The 19,023-nt window shown below is 57.5% G+C and carries 16 protein-coding genes; 8 read left to right on the plus strand and 8 right to left on the minus strand.

The features are described from left to right. A partial coding sequence (gene pntB, locus GS12_RS11645) for a Re/Si-specific NAD(P)(+) transhydrogenase subunit beta (protein ID WP_034947090.1) occupies nucleotides 1-1,294 on the plus strand: 1,294 nt, incomplete at its 5' end. Between the two features lie 49 nt (nucleotides 1,295-1,343). On the opposite strand, the gene uspE is transcribed toward pntB, so the two are convergent. The 5 genes from uspE to dalD all read right to left on the minus strand — a co-directional run bounded on the left by uspE (nucleotide 1,344) and on the right by dalD (nucleotide 7,591). Beyond that, nucleotides 1,344-2,294 carry a universal stress protein UspE gene (uspE, locus tag GS12_RS11650; protein WP_034947091.1) on the minus strand — a complete coding sequence of 317 codons (951 nt, stop codon included), beginning with the start codon at nucleotides 2,292-2,294 and terminating at the stop codon, nucleotides 1,344-1,346. 168 nt (nucleotides 2,295-2,462) lie between these two features. Next, nucleotides 2,463-3,218, minus strand: a complete 756-nt coding sequence (locus GS12_RS11655) for an FNR family transcription factor (RefSeq protein WP_034914923.1) — start codon at nucleotides 3,216-3,218, stop codon at nucleotides 2,463-2,465. Between the two features lie 151 nt (nucleotides 3,219-3,369). Further along, entirely contained in the window at nucleotides 3,370-4,662 is a 1,293-nt protein-coding gene (locus GS12_RS11660; protein WP_034947093.1) for an MFS transporter, read from the minus strand. Nucleotides 4,663-4,716: 54 nt separating this feature from the next. Next, nucleotides 4,717-6,186: a xylulokinase gene (gene xylB, locus GS12_RS11665; protein WP_034914917.1), complete on the minus strand. Its 1,470-nt coding sequence runs from the start codon at nucleotides 6,184-6,186 to the stop codon at nucleotides 4,717-4,719. Nucleotides 6,187-6,196: 10 nt separating this feature from the next. Beyond that, nucleotides 6,197-7,591: a D-arabinitol 4-dehydrogenase gene (gene dalD / locus GS12_RS11670; protein ID WP_034947095.1), complete on the minus strand. Its 1,395-nt coding sequence runs from the start codon at nucleotides 7,589-7,591 to the stop codon at nucleotides 6,197-6,199. Nucleotides 7,592-7,764: 173 nt separating this feature from the next. Between dalD and GS12_RS11675 the strand changes: the two genes are divergently transcribed. Further along, a complete protein-coding gene (locus GS12_RS11675; RefSeq protein WP_034947097.1) occupies nucleotides 7,765-8,715 on the plus strand; it encodes a sugar-binding transcriptional regulator in 951 nt (316 codons plus the stop codon). A gap of 73 nt (nucleotides 8,716-8,788) precedes the next feature. Continuing rightward, a complete protein-coding gene (gene smrA, locus GS12_RS11680; RefSeq protein ID WP_034947098.1) occupies nucleotides 8,789-9,358 on the plus strand; it encodes a DNA endonuclease SmrA in 570 nt (189 codons plus the stop codon). Here the strand turns inward: smrA and GS12_RS11685 are convergent. Beyond that, the gene (locus GS12_RS11685; RefSeq protein ID WP_034947153.1) at nucleotides 9,355-10,278 is read right to left on the minus strand and encodes a LysR substrate-binding domain-containing protein; all 924 of its coding nucleotides are present in this window, start codon (nucleotides 10,276-10,278) and stop codon (nucleotides 9,355-9,357) included. The genes smrA and GS12_RS11685 overlap by 4 nt on opposite strands. Nucleotides 10,279-10,536: 258 nt before the next feature. On the opposite strand from GS12_RS11685, the gene hglS reads away from it, so the two are divergent. From hglS to GS12_RS11700, 3 genes are all read left to right on the plus strand, one after another. Continuing rightward, on the plus strand, nucleotides 10,537-11,886 hold the full coding sequence (hglS, locus tag GS12_RS11690) for a 2-oxoadipate dioxygenase/decarboxylase HglS (RefSeq protein WP_034947099.1): 1,350 nt from the start codon (nucleotides 10,537-10,539) through the stop codon (nucleotides 11,884-11,886). Between the two features lie 87 nt (nucleotides 11,887-11,973). Continuing rightward, nucleotides 11,974-13,500, plus strand: a complete 1,527-nt coding sequence (locus tag GS12_RS11695; protein ID WP_034947154.1) for a carboxylesterase/lipase family protein — start codon at nucleotides 11,974-11,976, stop codon at nucleotides 13,498-13,500. A gap of 226 nt (nucleotides 13,501-13,726) precedes the next feature. Next, nucleotides 13,727-15,385, plus strand: coding sequence for a methyl-accepting chemotaxis protein (locus GS12_RS11700; RefSeq protein ID WP_034947101.1), 1,659 nt, complete (start codon nucleotides 13,727-13,729; stop codon nucleotides 15,383-15,385). Here the strand turns inward: GS12_RS11700 and GS12_RS11705 are convergent. Beyond that, nucleotides 15,382-16,227 (minus strand): LysR family transcriptional regulator, encoded by an 846-nt coding sequence (locus tag GS12_RS11705; RefSeq protein WP_034947103.1) that lies wholly within the window; start codon nucleotides 16,225-16,227, stop codon nucleotides 15,382-15,384. The two genes, GS12_RS11700 and GS12_RS11705, sit on opposite strands and share 4 nt — an antisense overlap. 107 nt (nucleotides 16,228-16,334) lie before the next feature. Between GS12_RS11705 and GS12_RS11710 the strand changes: the two genes are divergently transcribed. Together GS12_RS11710 and GS12_RS11715 are read left to right on the plus strand one after the other, a co-directional pair. Then, nucleotides 16,335-17,504 (plus strand): methionine aminotransferase, encoded by a 1,170-nt coding sequence (locus GS12_RS11710; protein ID WP_034947105.1) that lies wholly within the window; start codon nucleotides 16,335-16,337, stop codon nucleotides 17,502-17,504. Nucleotides 17,505-17,524: 20 nt separating this feature from the next. Next, on the plus strand, nucleotides 17,525-18,301 hold the full coding sequence (locus GS12_RS11715; RefSeq protein ID WP_034947106.1) for a transporter substrate-binding domain-containing protein: 777 nt from the start codon (nucleotides 17,525-17,527) through the stop codon (nucleotides 18,299-18,301). A gap of 60 nt (nucleotides 18,302-18,361) precedes the next feature. Here GS12_RS11715 and GS12_RS11720 read toward each other — a convergent pair whose 3' ends face one another. After that, nucleotides 18,362-19,021: a DUF2931 family protein gene (locus tag GS12_RS11720; protein ID WP_034947156.1), complete on the minus strand. Its 660-nt coding sequence runs from the start codon at nucleotides 19,019-19,021 to the stop codon at nucleotides 18,362-18,364. Nucleotides 19,022-19,023: the final 2 nt, after the last annotated feature.

The raw sequence follows: 19,023 nt of genomic DNA on the forward strand, positions 1-19,023 counted from the left end.
GGGTAACCTGTTCGGCATCAGCGGTATGGCGATTGCGCTGCTGGCGACCATTTTTGGCCCTGAAACCGGTCACGTTGCCTGGATTCTGCTGGCGATGGTCATTGGCGGCGCGATTGGCATGCACCTGGCGAAAAAAGTTGAAATGACCGAAATGCCGGAGCTGGTGGCAATCCTGCACAGCTTTGTCGGCCTGGCAGCGGTGTTGGTCGGTTTTAACAGCTACCTCGATCAAGGTCCGGGTCTGGATGCGGTACTGGAAAATATCCACCTGAGCGAAGTGTTCATTGGTATCTTTATTGGCGCGGTGACCTTCACCGGTTCGCTGGTGGCGTTTGGTAAACTGCGCGGGAAAATCTCCTCGCGTCCGCTGATGCTGCCGCATCGCCACAAGCTGAATCTGCTGGCGCTGGTGGTTTCCTTCTGTCTGCTGATCATTTTTGTGCGTACCGACAGCGCAGGGCTTCAGGGCTTCGCATTGTTTGTGATGACGCTGATTGCGCTGGCGTTCGGCTGGCATCTGGTTGCCTCCATCGGCGGCGCGGATATGCCGGTGGTGGTGTCAATGCTTAACTCTTACTCAGGTTGGGCGGCAGCGGCAGCGGGCTTTATGCTCAGTAACGATCTGCTGATCGTTACTGGTGCGCTGGTCGGTTCCTCCGGCGCCATCCTCTCTTACATCATGTGTAAAGCGATGAACCGCTCGTTTATCAGCGTGATTGCTGGCGGATTCGGCACCGACAGCGCGGTCTCCAGCGAGGGTGAAGAGGTTGGCGAACATCGTGAAATCGACGCCCAGGGCACCGCAGAGCTGTTGAAAAATTCCAGTTCGGTGATCATCACGCCAGGCTATGGCATGGCGGTTGCTCAGGCACAGTATCCGGTTGCCGAAATCACCGAGAAACTGCGTGCGATGGGCATCAAGGTGCGTTTCGGCATTCATCCCGTGGCCGGACGTCTGCCGGGGCATATGAACGTTCTGCTGGCTGAAGCGCGCGTGCCGTACGATATTGTGCTGGAAATGGACGAAATCAACGACGACTTCAGCGATACCGATACGGTGCTGGTCATTGGCGCGAACGATACGGTGAATCCGGCCGCACAGGACGATCCGCACAGCCCAATTGCAGGGATGCCGGTGCTGGAAGTGTGGAAAGCGCAGAATGTCGTGGTGTTTAAGCGTTCAATGAATACCGGTTACGCTGGCGTGCAAAACCCGCTTTTCTTTAAAGAGAACACTCAGATGCTGTTCGGCGATGCGAAAGCGACCGTCGACGCCATTCTGAAAGCGTTATAACAAAAAGCCGGGGAAACCCGGCTTTTTTATCCATTATGTTCTCCGCCGACTAGTCGTCTTCGTCATTGTCCAGCGCAATCGGTGAGACAAAGCCATCCGGCTTAATTGCCAGCAGGTCGCAGCGCAGATGATCGATAACCTGCTCAGCAGTATTCCCTAAAAACGCAGCTGACAGGCCGGTCCGGCCAATAGTGCCCAGCACCACCACGCCTGCATCCAGGTGCTCGGCAAGACCCGGGATGACTTCTTCCGGCAAACCTTTATCAACGTGCGTATATTTCTCATCAATGCTGAACTTCTGGCGCAGCGCTTTCATCGCCAACAGATGCTGCCCGCGAATAGCGTCGTTATACACGCTGGGATCGAAGTCCGGCAGTTCTATCGCAATATTGATCGGCGTGACAGGGTACGCGCCCACAAGATGCACTTCCGTGTTATTAACCATCTCAGCCAGTTCAATAGTTTCTTTCACCAGCTTTGTGTTAAGCGGATCGTGATGCGGCTCTTCGCTCGCCAGGTTGACCGCCACCACCGCTCTACCGCCTTCCGGCCAGGGCTGGTCTTTAACCATCCACACCGGGCAGGGGCACTTACGCAGCAGATGCCAGTCGGTCGGCGTAAAGACCACCGCCTGAAGTTTGTCCTGCTGATGCGCCATTTTCAGCACCAGATCGTAACCGCCGTGCAAAACTTCCTGGATGATGGCTTCGAAAGGTCGATTGTGCCAGACCACTTTAATATCAATGCTCACACCCGCATTCAGATAGGCCTGCGCCTGCTCGCGGATCCATTCGGTTCGCTGGCTGACCACGCCTTTACGCATGGTGGTGCGTTCATCCGGTGAAAGCAGCGTGGTCATTTCGTATGAGAAGTCGTAGATCGGCAGAAACGCGGTGATCCGGCCGCCCAGACGCTGATTGAGATAAACAGCACGACGTAGCGCGGGTTGATCGTCCTGCTGTGGGTCGATGGCCACCAGAACGTTTTGATACTTAGCCATAAGTAAAGTCTCCATGCACTGAGCGTATTGCATAAAGATAGCCCAATCATGGCCGGGTAAGAAGTAAAAAAGACGTAGCGGGATCAATATTATAACAATATTGTCGAAGGGTGATTGCCTGGCGAAAAAAAGGAGAAGCCGGGCTGTTTATCAGCCCGGAACCAATCATCAGGCCACGGCGTGGCTCTGACCGGCGAGCTGCGAAAGCAGCTCGTGATTTTCAATGGTGATGTATTTACCTTTAACGGCCAGCATACCGCTTTTCTGGAAGCGGCCCAGCAGGCGACTGATCGTTTCCACCGTCAGCCCCAGGTAATTACCAATGTCGCCACGCGTCATGGTGAGACGAAACTCGCGTTGGGAAAAACCGCGCTGGCCGAAACGACGTGAAAGGCCATAGATAAAGGCTGCCAGCCGCTCTTCGGCGTTCTTTTTTGACAGCAGCAGGATCATCTCCTGGTCGCCTTTGATTTCGCCGCTCATCAAACGCATCATCTGCTGACGCAGACTGGGCATTTTACCGGAAAGGTCATCAAGCGTTTCAAAAGGGATTTCGCAGACCATTGCCGTTTCCAGCGCCTGAGAAAAACTCGGATGCTCCCCGGCGCTGATAGCGTCAAAACCCACCAGATCGCCCGCCAGGTGAAAGCCGGTGATCTGCTCGTCGCCCTGTTCGGTGATGGTATAACTTTTGATAGTACCGGAACGGATTGCGTACAGAGACTTCAGCTCATCACCTGCTTTGAACAGCGTCTGGCCTTTCTGAATCGGCTTTTTGCGCTCGATAATATTATCGAGTTGATCGAGCTCATGTTCATTCAGGGTGAATGGAATACAGAGCTGGCTGATGCTGCAATCCTGACAGTGGATTGCACAACCGCCAGACTGAATGCGTCTACTGATAATACGCTTTTCCGGGATCATAAATTATGCTCGACTGTATTATTGACCAGGGTCAATTTTAACATTTATTGGCCACTAAAGGGAACGGGTCGGAGGTTGTTTATCCGCATAAAAAAAGGGATACCGTTTTTAAAACAGCATCCCTTAATAAAAATCAAGTGGTTAGGGAAAATTAGGATTTATGCTCAGTGGCGACTCTGTTGCGGTAGCGGTTGGTTTCCTGCGAAGCAGAGACGCGTGCAGGCTGATCGACTTTGATGATCATGGTCAGAATACCGGCAAAAAGGTAAAGACCGGTATACGTCCACACCACACCGACAATATCAAAGAAGGGAAGCACCAGTGATGCAATCGCCGGGGCGAGAAAGTTGCTGAGCCCTGCCGACAGGTTATAAATCGAAATCGCCGCCCCTTTATGTTTTGGCTCCAGTACCGGGAAAACAGCGGTCATTGGCACGAAAGCGGCCACGGTAATGCCCAGCATCACCGCCGGGATCATCGCCACCCAGTAGTTATGACCGAAGGTAACGGGCAAATAGTAAAACGCCAGGCTCGACAGCGCGCAGCCCAGGCAGCCAAACCAGCGCACCTGCCGGATCCAGCCGATATATTCACCCAGCACGCCCCACATCACGTTGGTGAAAATGGTGACGAAGAAGAACACCGCCCATATTTGCAGCCATTCCGACATGCTGAAGCCCAGCCGTCCGACGAACAGCATCGGCATGACCACCGCAAAGCCAAACAGTGAGAGGGTATTGATAATGCGGATCAGACAGGCCAGAAAAATATTGCGGTTAGTGAAGAGAATGGTCACCGCCCGCGACAGCTCGGTGATTTTCTCACGCGTTGAAAGATGGGCTTTTTCGCTTTCGCCCCCTACCTTACGCAGCATAAACATCGCCATCAGACCGCCCGCGGTCACCCAGGCAATCGCAAACCACAGCGTACCGGTTTCACCGATCCACGGAATGGTAAAACTTGGCAGGTAGCTGCCCACGCAGCCGATGCCGATTGAATACATCGCCCAGAACCAGCCCATGGCGGAAGAGAGCTGATGTTTAGGTACATTCTGCACTACCAGCATCACGAAAGAGTAGATAAACAGCGGATAAGCCAGGCCACGAATACCGTAAAACAGCAGCATCAGCGGATAGTTACGCAGGCCCAGTCCCAGCGTCATAAACAGAATATGCATGATCACCCATAGCACAAAGCCGATGCGCATCGCGCGCTGCGGGGTGATGATTTCCGCCACCACGCCAGAGCTCCACGCCGCCAGCGCGGCGGCGGCGCCATACAGCGTAAAGACCAGCGCGGACTGCGCCGGGGTGAAGCCCAGATCGGTAATGTGTTTGGAAAGAAACGCCATCTCAAACCCATCGCCGCTCATAAAAATAGCGATGGCGATATAGCCCCAGATCAGCGAGAGCGGGAGTCCGAACCAGTTTTTTGCTGATGTCATGTTAGTACCTCAGGTGCGTGCAGGGCCCGGACGGACATGGCGTCCGGGTCAGGATTAGAAACCGAGTGCGCGAGCCTCGCGCTGCTGCTGATAAAGCAGCCGGAAATAGTCGAGCCGCTTCTCTAAAACCGCATGCCGTCCGGCATCCGGCAGGTAACGTTTCAGTTCGGCGGGCTTGCGGCAGACCTGCGCCTCATCACCGCCATCCGCCAGCCAGCCAAGCCGCGCCGCGCCCAGTGCGCCGCCCGCTTCGCCGCCTTTGTGCGTCACCACCGGCAGATTGAGCACGTCGGCCATCAGCTGCGCCCACCACGGGCTGCGTGCGCCGCCGCCAATCAGCGAACAGGCGGTCAGCGCGGTGCCCGCTTCGTTTAACACCTTCAGTCCGTCAGCGATACCGAACGTCACGCCCTCCAGCACCGCATAGGCCAGCGCAGCGCGCTGCGTGCCATGCGTCAGCCCGTGGAAAGATCCCGTTGCCTGCGGATCGTTATGCGGCGTGCGTTCGCCGGACAGATAAGGAAGGAACAGCGGGGCGCTCTGCTGCTCGGCGCTGCTCAGCGTCGCCACTTCCGAGAGGAGCGTGGTTTCTGACGCGCCGAGCAGGTCACACAGCCAGCGCAGACCGCTGGCGGCGGTGAGCATTACGCTCATCTGATGCCAGCGGTCGGGAAGGGCGTGACAAAATGCATGAACCGCCGAGGCCGGGTTCGGGCGGAAGCGATCGTTCACCGCAAACAGCACCCCGGAGGTGCCGAGAGAGATAAAAGCATCGCCCGGATTCACCGCGCCAATGCCTACCGCGCTGGCGGCATTATCGCCACCGCCGCCCGCCACGATCACCTCTTCGCTCAGTCCCCACTGGCGCGCCAGCTCAACCTTCAACATTCCGCCCGGCGCAGAGCCTTCAACCAGCCGCGGCATATGATCGCGGCTCAATCCGCAGGCTGCGAGCAGGCTGTCTGACCAGTCGCGCTTTGCCACATCCAGCCAGAGCGTCCCGGCCGCATCAGACATATCGCTGATTTTCTCACCGGTCATTTTCCAGCGCAGATAGTCTTTCGGCAGCAGCACGCTGGCGGTCTGTTCAAATATTTCAGGTTCATGGCGTGCCACCCACATCAGCTTGGGTGCCGTAAATCCCGGCATCGCCAGATTGCCCGCGACGCTGTGGAGCATTGGCGCCAGCGTGGTCAGTTCGGCGCACTCTGCCGCGCTGCGGGTATCGTTCCACAGAATACACGGGCGCAGAACGCGGTTATCTTTATCCAGCAGCACCGCGCCGTGCATCTGGCCCGACAGGCCAATGGCGCGGATTTCTCCCCAGCGGTTGCCGACCTTCGTCCGCAGTTCGCTGATGGCCTGCTGCGTTGCCTGCCACCACTGCGCCGGATCCTGTTCCGACCAGTGCGGATGCGGGCGCTGCACGCTGAGTTTTGCCCCGGCGCTGGCCACCATCTCGCCTTCGCCGTCAATCACCAGCACTTTAATTTCCGAGGTGCCTGCATCAATTCCGAGATACATAGTGTGCTCCTTATTCGCCGACGGGCTGCGGCTGTTTTACCCACTCAGCCAGCCCGGCAACGGTCTCTTTCAACAGCGCGGCGAACTCAGCCCGCTGCGCCAGCGGGCCGAACAACGTTTCGTCGGCGGCAAAGCGCTCAAGCGCGTCGTCACGGTCCAATAATGCATGCAGCGCAGGCGCATCCAGCGCGCCATCCTGATATTCATACGGCAGTTCGCCGCGGTGCCAACGCTGTAAAAACAGGAAGAAGAGGGCGGGCAGCACGGCGGTCGCGCGCGGCGTTTCGCCACGGGCATAGCACTCAATCAGCGTTGGGGTAATAAAACCGGGGATCTTGGAGAGGCCATCGGCCGCCACCCGCTGGTTGGTGTCCTGAATCCAGGGATTGGCAAAGCGTTCCAGCACCACATCGCGATACGCCTGCAAGTCGAGCGGGCTTGGCGTCAGCGACGGGATCACGTCCTGCGTGACATATTCCCAGGCCATCTCTTTGATCGCCTGCGTCTGCGTACTTTCGTGAATATAAGACTGGCCCGTCAACGTGCCCGCCCAGGCAATGCAGCTGTGGCTGGCATTAAGAATGCGAATTTTTGCTTCTTCCCAGGGCAGCACGGAGTCAACCATTTCCACGCCAACCTTTTCCAGCGCAGGGCGCCCGGCGGCAAAGTCATCCTCAATCACCCACTGAATAAAGGCTTCGCCCATGATCGGCGCTTTATCATCAAAACCGGTTGCCTGTGCCACGCGCGGCGCAATATCGGCCGTTGGGCGCGGCGTGATACGATCGACCATGGTGTCAGGCGACGTGGTGTTCGCGGTCACCCACGCCAGCAGCGCTTCTTCTTTACGCAGGGTCAGGAACGTGAGAAAGCCCTGACGAAAGCGCTCGCCGTTATGGCGCAGGTTGTCACAGTTGAGAAGCGTCACGGGATTGCCGTGTGCAGCCATTCGCGCCAGCAAAATGCGAGTCAGCGCGCCGTAAATGGTGCGCGCCTCGCCCTGAAGATCGGCACGGATATCGGCATGACGCGGATCAAGCTGGTGATCGTTGTCGAGATAGTAGCCGCTTTCGGTCACGGTGAAAGCGATGACGCGGGTGGTTTCGTCGGCGCCCTGTTTGATCATGCCGTTCAGTTCGCGATCCCACGGCACCAGCGTTTTAATGGAGGTAATACGCTCATAAGCACGTTCGCCTTCAGGCGTAACGGTTTCCAGCGTATATTCACCGTTTTGTGCGCTGAGCGTGTCGAGCAGCGCGCAGGCGTCATCGCGAATATTGCTCAACGCAATCTGCCAGTCGGACTCACCCTGTTTGATCAGACGGTGCAGATACCAGGCCTGATGCGCGCGATGAAATGAACCTGCGCCAATATGCATCCAGACGGAAGGGACAGAAGCGGCCATAATACTCTCCTTATTTAAATGGGCATTTGCTCTTAACAAGAGCTTTTGCTTAATGCGCTATAGACTGGTGAACAAACGTCTGGCTGTCTGCGGGAGAGATCACAAATTTTGCTTTTGCCCGTTTGACGGGCAAATATTCGGAGTAAGCTGAAAAAAAATGTCAGAGCACTATGATGAGTAAACACGATAAGAAGCTTGATCAGGCGGCACGCGCGGCCTGGATGTATTACATTGCCGGAGAAACGCAGCACGATATCGCCGATAAGCTCGGTGTTTCACGTCAGGTAGCGCAGCGTCTGGTGGCGCTGGCCGCCGAGCAGGGGCTGGTCAGCGTGACCATTGCGCATCCGGTCGCCGACTGCATGACGCTGGCGCGACAGCTGCGAGAGCGGTTTGAACTGAGAGAGTGTCAGGTGGTGCCCTCATCGGGCGTGGAGTCCTCCGGTCTTCAGCAGATGATCGCCGTTGCCGGTGCGGAGATCATGGCGCAAACGCTGAAGCTGGATACGCCGCAAATTGTCGCGGTGGGATCGGGGCGTACGCTGCGCGCCACCATTGAGGAACTGCCTGCTTTCGATCGTCCGCAGCACAGCTGCGTGTCGCTGATTGGCGCCATCGCCAGCGACGGTTCCTGTACCCGCTACGACGTGCCGCTGTGGATGGCGGAAAAAACCCAGGGGCGCTATTTTATTCTGCCTGCGCCGCTCTACGCCGACAGTGCCGCAGACCGCGATCTCTGGTGTAACCATCGCATTTATCGCACTGTTACAGAGAAAGCGGCGCAGGCGGACGTGATGTTTGTCGGCATCGGCCAGGTGGCGCCAGGCTGCCCGCTGAATGCGGACGGGTTTATCAGCGATGCGCAGGTGAGTCGACTGGAATCGCAGCGCGTGGCGGCGGAAATGCTCGGTCATTTTATTGGCGAAGACGGGCAGCGGGTTGCCAGCGAGCTGGATGAGCGGCTGACCAGCGTGCGCCTGACCGCGCATACCACGCGCCGCGTAATTGGCTTCGCTGGCGGGCGCGACAAACATCGTGCCATCGTGGCTGCGCTGAAAGGACGCTGGGTTTCCGGCCTGATCACTGATGAAGAGAGCGCGCGCTTCGCGCTGGCCAGCGCGTAAGCGCATCCGGGAGCAAATTTGCTAAACTAACCCGGCGCGGTCATCGATCGCGCTGAGTGAACCGGAGGGCCAGATGACAAATTCAGAAGACAAAGATCTCTTTCAGGCGGCAATGGAAGACGTGACGCCGCTCAGCACCCGCGCCGATACGCAGTGGTTGAAATCACCTTCCGTCAGAACGCGCCAGGCACCTTACGATGAAACACAACTGGATAATCCGCTGCTCAGCGGTAACCTCACTCTCGTTCCGCTTGCCACGCCGCTGGAATACAAAGCAGAAGGCATTCAGCAGGGCGTGCTGGATAAATTGAGGCTGGGGAAATACAAGCAGGATGCCAGCCTGAATCTGCTGCGTCAGCCGGTGGAAGCCTGCCGCCGTACGCTGTACACCTTTATGCTTCAGGCGGAGCAAAATAACTTCCGCAACCTGCTGATTATCCACGGAAAGGGCAGGGAAGATCGCTCACACGCGAATGTCGTACGCAGTTATCTCGATCGCTGGCTCCAGCAGTTTGAGCACGTGCAGGCCTTTTGCAGCGCGCAGCCGCAGCATGGCGGCAGCGGCGCCTGCTATGTTGCGTTGCGCAAAAGCGAACAGGCGCGGCTGGACAATCGCGAGCGTCATGCCAAGCGTAGCCGCTAGCCAGCGTGAGAACGGCGAATGGTGGTCATTAACACTTCTGCGCTGAGGCTGAGCGGCACGCCTGAGCGTGTCATGATCCCCACCGGCTCGCCCGGTTCGTGCGAGGCAATGGGCAGCGCAGCCAGCGAGGCGTGCAGCAAATCCTCTTTTATCGCGCCGGAAGGCACAAACCAGACATAGTTGTAACGCAACGCCAGTTGACGGGCGAGGGAAGTGGAGGACGTTTCCACCAGCGTGGCGGGCAAATGGCACCCCTGTTTCTCCAGCATGGCTTCAGCGATGCGGCGTGGCGCAGTGCCTTCAGGAGAGATAACCACCGGAAAAGCAAGCGCGTGGGAAATCGTGACATTGTCACTTAATAGCGGATGATCGGGCTTCACGACCAGACGTAGCGACTCCAGAAACAGCAGTTCATAATTAAGCCCGTTCATCATTTCTGCTTCGGCCATCCGGCCAATACAAACGTCAAATTCGCCCGCTTTCAGGCCTGCAATCAGTACGTTGTTATGCAGCGTGGCGACCTGGACTATCGCCTGTGGCTGCTGTCGGTGGAAGCGGTCGAGTATGGAAGGCAGCATGCCTAACGCCACCGTGGTCAGTACGCCGAGTCGCAGCACGGCGGGGTCGCCCTGTTCAGAAGCGCGCAGTGACTGTCCCGCGTGATTCAGCGCATCAAGGATTTTCACCGCATGGATCAGAAACTGCTCGCCCATGGTGGTCAGTTGTGCGCCAAGGCGCCCGCGTTCAAAAAGGCGTGCGCCGGTTAACGCTTCAAGCTCATTAAGCGTTTTAGAGAGAGCAGGCTGGCTGAGCGACAGCGTTTCCGCCGCGCGTCCCAGCGTTCCCTGTTGAGCGACGGCCACAAAAGTATGCAGATGGCGCAGGCGAATGCGCTGATTAAAAAGGTAATTTTTTTCCATGAGATAGCGTACGCAGGGCATAAACGACCCGGCAAGCGATCGCCTCCAATTTTGTTAACCTTATTGCAAATAATAATTAACATTTGGCGCTTTTACCGTGTTATCCATCACTTTTTTGCGCCATTTACTTCCTCAGCAATTTCTGTTGCTTATGAAAACCGGTGCGGCGCGGCCGCGATCACACTTTATCGGTTTTTTTACTCGCGTCGATGGCCTTTCCGTTACGCTAAAAACAATACCGAATCAGGAGAGCTACCAATGAAAAAAACCTGGATAGCCGCCGATGACCTGCGTGCGTCCTTCGCCAGCGCGATGTCAGCGATGTATCAGCAGGAGGTACCCCAATACGGAACGCTGTTGACGCTGGTTGAGCAGGTAAATAATGAGGTGCTGGAGCGTGAACCCGCGTTAAAACAGCAGCTCGACGCCACCGATGAGCTACGTCGTCTGCGCGTTGAACGTCATGGCGCGATCCGCGTGGGTACTGCGGCGGAGCTGGCGATGCTGCGGCAAATTTTTGCCATCATGGGCATGCAGCCGGTTGGCTATTACGACCTTTCGCAGGCGGGCGTGCCGGTTCACTCTACGGCTTTTCGTCCGGTCGGGGATCGCGCGCTGAAAAACAATCCGTTCCGCCTTTTTACCTCGCTGCTTCGGCTGGAGCTGATTGACGACGCCACGCTGCGCGCCCAGGCTGAGGCGATCCTTGCCGCCCGCGATATCTTTACGCCGCGCTGCCGTGAACTGGTGAACCTGCATCAGCAGCAGGGCGGCTTCAATGCAGAGCAGGCGCAGGCCTTCATTGCTGAAGCTCTGGAGACGTTTCGCTGGCATACAGAGACGCGGGTTGACAGCAAAACCTATAACGCGCTCAGCCAGCAGCACCGACTGATTGCTGATGTCGTTTGCTTTGCCGGCTGCCATATCAATCACCTCACGCCGCGCACGCTGGATATTGACCGCGTACAGGCGCTGATGCCGCAGGCCGGCATCACGCCAAAAGCTATTATCGAAGGGCCGCCGCACCGTCGGGTGCCGCTGCTGTTGCGTCAGACCAGCTTTAAGGCGCTGGACGAACCGGTGCGTTTTACTGACAGGCTGGAAGGCACCCACACCGCGCGTTTCGGCGAAATCGAACAGCGTGGCGCGGCTCTGACCATCAAAGGGCGTCGGCTTTATGACGAACTGTTAACCAAAGCGGGCCTGAAGAGTGACAACGTCACTCATCAGCAGCAGCTTGCTGAGGTGTTCAGCGCCTTTCCGGACGACGCGCGCACGCTGCGCACACACAAACTGGCCTGGTTTAGCTGGCAGGTAACGGAAAAAGGCCAGGCGCATCCTGACGCTTTTCATCCCGCCGCCGACCGGGAGAAGCTGATTGACGAAGGCTGCCTGATCGCCACGCCGATAGTGTATGAGGATTTCCTGCCGGTCAGCGCGGCGGGCATTTTTCAGTCAAATCTGGGCGGCGCAGAGCAGGCGCGCGCGCACGGTAATGCCAGCCAGCAGGCGTTTGAGGCAGCGCTGGGCAGCGCGGTAGTCAGTGAATTCAGCCTTTATCAGCAGAAGGAGCAGGAGAGTCTGCGCCGTTGCGGTCTGGCGCGCTGATTAAGTATTGTCTGCAAATCCGCTCTATGGGTAGACATTCCCGCCTCGCCTGGAATAATAGTTAGCAGGCTATTTATGGGCGAAAAAATGCAAAACGAACGTTTATTGCGGGTTGAGACGGCAGAGGGCGCCCTGGAAGGCGACTATGAGGAAGGTGTTTTCGTTTTCAGAGGCATCCCCTACGCGGCACCGCCCGTCGGGCCGCTGCGCTGGCAGCCGCCCAAACCGACAGAACCCTGGCACAGCGCGCGCGCCGCCACACGATGGGGCTGCGCCAGCTGGCAAAATCGCGAATTCTGCGAAGAAGCCGGGGGTGGCGATCCCGGCACGTTCAGCGAAGATTGCCTCTATCTGAATGTCTGGACGCCCGATCCCGAAACGTCGCGCCCGCTGCCGGTGATGGTCTGGCTGCATGGCGGCGGCTTTACGCTGGGGTCGGGCGGGCTGCCGCTCTATTCAGGCCATGCGCTGGCGGCGCGCGGCGCGGTGGTCGTGACGATCAATTATCGCCTCGGTCACCTCGGTTTTTTTGCGCATCCGGCGCTGGACGAGGAGTATACAGAGGGCGGCGTGGTCAATAATTTTGCGCTGCTCGATCAGATTGCCGCGCTGCAATGGGTGCAGCGCAATATTGCTGCGTTTGGCGGCAACAGATCGAACGTCACGCTGTTTGGCGAATCTGCTGGCGCGCGCAGCGTGCTGTCGTTGTTCTGTTCACCGCTCGCCAGCGGGCTTTTCCACAAAGGCATTGCGCAAAGCGCCTACGCGCTGCCGGATGTTACGCGTGAGGACGCCTTAAAAAAAGGCGTGGCGGTGGCCAGACGCCTCGGCCTCGAAAACGCAAGCGCAGCGCAGCTTCGCGCACTGCCTGCGGATGCTTTCTGGCCGCTTGAACCCGCGCTCTCGGTTGGACCGGCGGCCATCGCGGGCGACAGCGTTCTGCCGGAACCGATCCTCAGCGTTCTTCGCGGCGGACGGCAGCAGCCGCTGCCGCTGATGATCGGCAGCAACAGCGATGAGGCCAGCGTCCTGACCTATTTTGGGGGTGACCCCGCACGCGTTATCACCCAGGTACGCAAGACACAACGCTTTGGCCTGCGGCTTAAGTTAATTCGTCTGCTGTATGACGGCATCTACGATGACAGCGAACTTGGCCGCCAGGTCGCCAGAGACATGACGTTTACCACAATGGGTTACGTCGCCGCGCGGGCGCAGCACCGCTGCGGCATGCCGGTCTGGCGCTACTGGTTTGATTATGTGGCAGAAAACGCCCGCGACCTGCAACCCGATGGCGCCTGGCACGGCAGCGAAATTGCTTACGTCTTCAACACGCTGGATAAGCTTCCCGCGCCAATGGCTGGCGGGCCTGTTACCGAAAGCGATCGCGATTTCGCCCGACAGATGAGCGAATACTGGCTTAACTTCGCCCGTGATGTTTCCCCTTTCTCTCATCAGTTAAACGGGGAGATTGTCTGGCCCGCCTGGCGTCCGTACGAGGACAGGGTAATGCGGTTTGGCGAAGGCAGCCAGCCGGTGCTGAAACTGGAAGATCGGTTTATGCGCCGCCGGACGCAGTTATTTCGCCTGCTGATGGGGAGAATGGTGCGCCTGTAGGGCTGTTCAATGACAAAATAATTTCATCGTTAAATTATTATTTTTACTTAGCATGATGACAGATTTGAAAATTATATAAGTAGCAAGCACTTAACAGAAACGCGACGGCTGGTAAGGTTTTGAATGTAAAAGCATAACGATTCAGGCTTTGTGACAGATTGCCGATAAGAACGATAAGCGTCCGGTGTGCAGGACGAATCAGACCGGTAATTACAATGGAGTCGTTATGAATATTTTTAAAAATTTTACTATACGCAGCGTGATGCTGTGGACGCTGGGGCTGTTTAGTCTGTTATGGACGGCCGTGGGCGTTTACAGCGTTCATTCTCTGAATTCACTGAGCGCAGGCAATGAGGTTGATCGCCAGTTGGTCAGCCAGATGACCACCCTCAGCAAAGGCAACGATCAATATTCCCGCTTTATCACCCGCCTCTCGCGCGCGGTGGATTCACGTCAGGCGGGCAGCGCCACCGCGCAGGCGGATATGGCCTCCGCGCAGAAGGCGCTGGACAGCATGGCAAAACAGCTTGATGACTTTAAAGCACAGGCGCCTGGCCCGATTGATCCTGCCTATGCCAATGAGGTGATCGCCAGCTGGCAGAAACTCCTTGATGACGGTGTTGCGCCGCAAATGCGCCTGGCACAGCAGCCCACACTGGATGATTTCCGGCATCATGCCGCAACCGTTACTCCAGCCCTCAGCCGAAGCTTTGGCGCCACGCTGGAAAAATTTAACGTGGCCGCCGGTGAAAAGCTGGATGCCACGCGGGTTACCGTTGATGCACTGACGGCGGTAACCAAAACGGTGATTGTGGTGGCGGTGATTGCCGGACTGTTGATTCTGCTGTTCGCCGATCGCTACCTGGTCACTATGCTGGTACGCCCCCTTGAGGGCATGCGGCGGCATTTCCGACTGATTGCCGAAGGCGACCTCAGCCAGCCGCTGGCGGATATTGGCCGCAACTGCGTGGGCAAGCTGGTGCCGCTGCTGCGTGAAATGCAGGAAAGCCTGCGCGACGCGGTCAGCGCCATTCGCAACGGGACGGACAATATCTATCGCGGCGCGGCGGAAATTTCATCGGGCAATAACGATCTCTCATCGCGTACCGAACAGCAGGCGGCTGCGCTTGAACAGACGGCGGCCAGCATGGAACAACTGACGGCGACGGTGAAGTTCAATGCCGATAATGCCCGTCATGCCAGCGAGCTGGCGCAGAGCGCCTCTGAAACCGCCAGCAAGGGCGGCAAGCTGGTCGGCAATGTGGTGACCACCATGCAGGGCATTGCGGGAAGCTCGCAGAAAATTGCCGAGATCACGAACGTCATCAACAGCATCGCTTTTCAGACCAACATCCTTGCGCTGAACGCCGCGGTGGAAGCGGCACGAGCAGGAGAACAGGGACGTGGTTTTGCCGTGGTCGCCAGCGAAGTGCGTAATCTCGCCCAGCGTAGCGCCGGTGCGGCAAAAGAGATCGAAACGCTGATTGCGGATTCGGTGAGTCGCGTGGACGACGGTTCGCGTCTGGTGAACGAAGCGGGCAGCACCATGGGCGACATCCTGAAATCCGTCGGGGAAGTGACGGAGATCATGAAGCAAATCGCCTCCGCCTCTGAAGAGCAGAGCAAAGGTATTTCTCAGGTAGGCACGGCGATCACCGAAATGGACAGCGTGACCCAGCAAAACGCCTCGCTGGTGGAAGAGGTTTCCACCGCCGCCAGCTCGCTGGAACGACAGACGGAAGAGCTGACGCTGTCAGTTGCCAAATTCCGCCTCTCCGCCGACACGCCGCGCGCGGCGGTAGTGAAGCCTGTCGCCGCCGCGCCGGGCAGACCGCTGCTGGCTAAACCGGCCTCTGCCTCCGCCGACGAATGGGTTTCTTTCTAAGCGGTCAGCAGCCACGCCGCAACGTCCGCAAGCTGTGGCGTGGCTGATGACGGGCGCTGGAGGAAACTGTAAACCGCGCCCGTTTTTACCGTCGCGTTGAAGGGCGCGACGAGCCGTTTCATCGCCAGATCCTCCTCAACGAGCGTGACATCCGCTACCGTTACGCCAAATCCCTGCACCGCCGCGCCGATCGCCAAATCCATCGTGTCGAAATGCTGATTACGCACCATCGCCACGCTGGCATGCTGTGCGTGGAGCCACAGCATCCAGTCACGTCCGTCGGCGGTAGGGTGCAGAAAGGTGAAGCGGGCGAGATCGTCCAGCGCGAGCGCGGGCGTGTCGATCAGGCCGGGCGCCATCACCGGCGTCAGAATTTCATCAAACAGCCGATGCGCACCGGGGGGTAGCGTACCGTAGAGGATTGCCGCGTCGAAATTTTCCAGCTGGGTGTTGTGATCGACGGTGGTGGTCAGCGATACGTGAAGCGCCGGGCGCGCTTTCTCCAGCGCCACCAGCTTCGGCACCAGCCAGCGCATCGCGCAGGTGGGCGCCTTCAGACGAACGGTAACGGGCGATCTTATCGCCTGTTCCGCGGCTTCCAGCATCTGTTCCACGCTGTTTTTAAATACCGGGAGCAGGCTGGCGCCCTGCGCGGTGAGGTGCAGGCCGCGCGCATGCCGGACGAAAAGCGTAAAACCGAGCCAGTTCTCCAGCGAGGCGATCTTCCGACTCACCGCGCCCTGCGTGATGCAAAGTTCACGCGCGGCATGCGTCAGATTGAGGTGTCTGGCGGTAACAATAAAAGCATGTACCGCATTGAGCGGCAGCGAGCGTGGCGGCATAGCACCCTCAGGCATGAAGAAAAGTCATGGCTATTATGACAACAATTCGCTTGTTCACTCAAGCACACTCACGTTGAATGACAGTTTCCCCGCCTGATGGAGCCCGTATGACAATCCTCTCATCCGTACCGCAGCGTTCTAAACTACCGGACGTCGGCACCACCATCTTTGCGGTTATCGGCGAGCTTTCCGCCCGTCACCATGCCATTAACCTGTCGCAGGGCGCACCTAACTTTCCCTGCGATCCGGCGCTGATCGACGGCGTCACCGCCGCGATGTCGCGCGGCATGAATCAGTACGCGCCCATGACAGGTTACCCTCCGCTGAAAGAGGCGCTGGCCACGAAAGTGCAGGCGCTTTATGGCCAGCGCTACGATGCACACAGCGAAGTGTTGATCACCGCCAGCGCCAGTCAGGGGCTTTATGCAGCCATTGGCGGGCTGGTGCATAGCGGCGACGAGGTGATCTTCTTTGAGCCGGCCTTTGACAGCTATGCGCCAATGGTACGCTTACAGGGCGCGACCCCGATAGGACTGAAGCTGCAAGCCCCCGATTTTACCATTGACTGGAACGCGGTGCGTGCGGCGGTGACAAGCCGGACGCGTATGATCATCATCAATACCCCGCACAATCCCAGCGCTCAGGTGCTGAGCGGCGAGGATCTCGATGAGCTGGCGCAGATCACCCGCAACAGCGACATCGTGGTGCTGTCAGATGAAGTCTATGAGCACATACTTTTTGACGGCCGCCAGCATCATGGGATGGCCACACATCCGGAACTGGCGCAGCGCAGCGTTATCGTCTCTTCTTTCGGGAAAACGTTTCACGTGACCGGCTGGCGGGTGGGCTACTGCCTCGCGCCTGCCGAACTGATGGATGAACTGGTTAAAGTGCATCAGTTCATGATGTATGCCGCCGACACGCCGATGCAGGTAGCGTTTGCCGACTACCTGCTTAACGCGGAGAACTATCTCAGCCTTGGCGATTTTTATCAGCAAAAGCGCGATCTGCTGGTTTCGCTACTGGAGGCGTCGCCGTTTCGCCTGCTGCCGTCGGCCGGTTCATTTTTTATGTTAGCCAGCTTTGCCGATTTCAGTGACGAAGCAGACAGCGAAATGGTAAAACGGTTAATCGTCGATTATGGCGTCGCCACCATTCCGCTGTCGGCGTTTTACACGGACGGCACGGACAATAAACTGATCCGACTCTCTTTTGCCAAAGATGAAGCCACGCTGCGGGCAGGCGCACAGGCGCTGTGCCGGGTAACGCCTCGTTAAACCAGACCTGAGGGAAAATAATGAAAAAACTGAATGCACTGTTTGTCGCGCTGGGGCTGCTCTCATCGGTGTCGGTCATGGCGCAGGAAACGCTGCGCTACGGCGTTGAATCACAATATCCGCCGTTCGAAAGCCGTAACGCGGCGGGCGAGCTTGAGGGGTTTGATATCGAACTGGGCAAGGCCATTTGCCAGGCGGGAAACTTTACGTGCAGCTGGGTGGAGAGCAGCTTTGACGCGCTGATCCCCGGTCTGATGGCGAAAAAATTCGACGCGATCAATTCGGCGATGAATATCACTGAAGCTCGTCTGAAAAGCATTGCTTTTACCCGTCCGATCTATCGCATTCCCAGCCAGTTAATCGGTAAAGAGGGCGCGGGTCTGAAACCGGACGCAGAGGCGCTGAAGGGTAAAAACATCGGCGTGTTACAGGGTTCAATCCAGGAGACGTTCGCTAAAAAGCACTGGGAACCGCAAGGCGTGACCGTCACCAGTTATCAGGATCAGAACCAGGTCTATAACGATATGCTGGCAGGACGGCTCGACGGCACGCTGGTGATGTCAGCGGCCGGGCAGTCGGGTTTTCTGGCTAAACCGCAGGGCAAAGGCTTCAGTTTCGCCGGCGGCCCGGTAGAGGATGAGGGCGTGCTGGGCGTGGGCATCGGTTTTGGTCTGCGCAAGGACGATCTTAAAATGAAGCAGGCGCTGGATGCAGCAATTGGTAAAGTGCAGGCCGATGGTACCGTCAATCGGCTGGCGGCGAAATTCTTTCCCGGCATTGACGTCGCGGTAAAGTAAACGGCGCAACGCAGCATGACAAAGGCCGTAGCAGATCGTGCGCGGCCTTTTTGTTGCCGTTTACCATTCGCCGTAAGGGTAGGTTTTTCCTTTAATGAAGGCGGGCGTATCGCCGTAATATTTATATCCATTTGGATGTTTCGTTATGTCACGGCAGATATCCAGTTGGTCGCCGGAGACGGTTTTCATCTTCAAGCCAGGTATCAGATAATTGGGATGTTCCCCCACGTCCTGCAACCAGACTCTGACCTTTCCTTCCGGCGCGAGCCCGAACAGCATGGTGCTGTACCACACCGTGGCGCCGGAACGGGCTTTATAGCTGGCAGGCGTTCTCATTTTCTCCCAGACCGACTGCGGGAAAAAGATGCTGGTTTCGTAAACTTTCCTATCGATAATCGAATCCCAGCAGAAAACCATATACTGCGGGGGAAAGCTGGCGTGGTTAAACCGGAGAGAAGCGCTCCGGGTTGTCCTGCTCCAGGCCTCTCTCGTCGTATAGTCATCACGGGTAGGGTCGAGGTCAAAAAAGTGATAGAGATAACCGGCAGTATCAATAAGCCGCACGTGCGTAACCAGCGCAGGCAGAGCGTAGGGCGTAAAGAAGGCAAACTTCCAGTCGCCATAGGGAAGCGTCCAGTCGCCGCGCGACAGCGGGGAGGTTTTGATGGTTTTCTGACAGGCGGTCAGGCTCATGATAACGATGAGCAAAGCGATATGCATTT

The organism is Erwinia oleae (assembly GCF_000770305.1).
In the GTDB taxonomy this organism is placed as follows: Bacteria; Pseudomonadota; Gammaproteobacteria; order Enterobacterales; family Enterobacteriaceae; genus Erwinia; species Erwinia oleae.

Excerpts from the sequence above, each read along its gene's own strand:
- GS12_RS11695 (WP_034947154.1), top strand. The coding sequence starts at position 11,974 with ATGCAAAACGAACGTTTATTGCGGGTTGAGACGGCAGAGGGCGCCCTG.
- GS12_RS11700 (WP_034947101.1), top strand. The coding sequence starts at position 13,727 with ATGAATATTTTTAAAAATTTTACTATACGCAGCGTGATGCTGTGGACG.
- GS12_RS11720 (WP_034947156.1), bottom strand. The coding sequence starts at position 19,021 with ATGCATATCGCTTTGCTCATCGTTATCATGAGCCTGACCGCCTGTCAG.
- uspE (WP_034947091.1), bottom strand. The coding sequence starts at position 2,294 with ATGGCTAAGTATCAAAACGTTCTGGTGGCCATCGACCCACAGCAGGAC.
- xylB (WP_034914917.1), bottom strand. The coding sequence starts at position 6,186 with ATGTATCTCGGAATTGATGCAGGCACCTCGGAAATTAAAGTGCTGGTG.
- hglS (WP_034947099.1), top strand. The coding sequence starts at position 10,537 with ATGAAAAAAACCTGGATAGCCGCCGATGACCTGCGTGCGTCCTTCGCC.
- GS12_RS11675 (WP_034947097.1), top strand. The coding sequence starts at position 7,765 with ATGAGTAAACACGATAAGAAGCTTGATCAGGCGGCACGCGCGGCCTGG.
- GS12_RS11655 (WP_034914923.1), bottom strand. The coding sequence starts at position 3,218 with ATGATCCCGGAAAAGCGTATTATCAGTAGACGCATTCAGTCTGGCGGT.
- GS12_RS11705 (WP_034947103.1), bottom strand. The coding sequence starts at position 16,227 with ATGCCGCCACGCTCGCTGCCGCTCAATGCGGTACATGCTTTTATTGTT.
- dalD (WP_034947095.1), bottom strand. The coding sequence starts at position 7,591 with ATGGCCGCTTCTGTCCCTTCCGTCTGGATGCATATTGGCGCAGGTTCA.
- GS12_RS11715 (WP_034947106.1), top strand. The coding sequence starts at position 17,525 with ATGAAAAAACTGAATGCACTGTTTGTCGCGCTGGGGCTGCTCTCATCG.
- GS12_RS11710 (WP_034947105.1), top strand. The coding sequence starts at position 16,335 with ATGACAATCCTCTCATCCGTACCGCAGCGTTCTAAACTACCGGACGTC.
- GS12_RS11685 (WP_034947153.1), bottom strand. The coding sequence starts at position 10,278 with ATGGAAAAAAATTACCTTTTTAATCAGCGCATTCGCCTGCGCCATCTG.
- smrA (WP_034947098.1), top strand. The coding sequence starts at position 8,789 with ATGACAAATTCAGAAGACAAAGATCTCTTTCAGGCGGCAATGGAAGAC.
- GS12_RS11660 (WP_034947093.1), bottom strand. The coding sequence starts at position 4,662 with ATGACATCAGCAAAAAACTGGTTCGGACTCCCGCTCTCGCTGATCTGG.